Annotated in this window: 1 pseudogene; it reads right to left on the reverse strand. The window is 65.0% G+C overall.

Annotated elements, in window-relative coordinates:
- Window positions 1–257, reverse strand: a pseudogene (locus KVT32_RS30580) (heat-inducible transcriptional repressor HrcA); the annotation flags it as partial.

Consider the following 257-nt stretch of genomic DNA (forward strand, 5'->3'; position numbering starts at 1 on the left):
TCAGCGCGTTCGACAGCAGCTTGGCCGTGATGTCGACGATCGGGATCACGCGCTCGTAGGCCATGCGCGTGGGGCCGATCACGCCCAGGGTGCCGACGATCCTGCCGTTCACCTCGTAGGGGGCGGTGACCACGCTCATTTCGTCCATCGGCACCAGGTTCGATTCGCCGGCGATGAAGATCTGCACGCCGCCGGCGCGGCTGGAAACGTCGAGCAGCTGCATCAGGCCGGTCTTCTGCTCGAACATCTCGAACAGC

The sequence above is a fragment of the Achromobacter sp. GbtcB20 genome, assembly GCF_019091095.1.
Taxonomy (GTDB): Bacteria; Pseudomonadota; Gammaproteobacteria; order Burkholderiales; family Burkholderiaceae_B; genus Achromobacter; species Achromobacter mucicolens.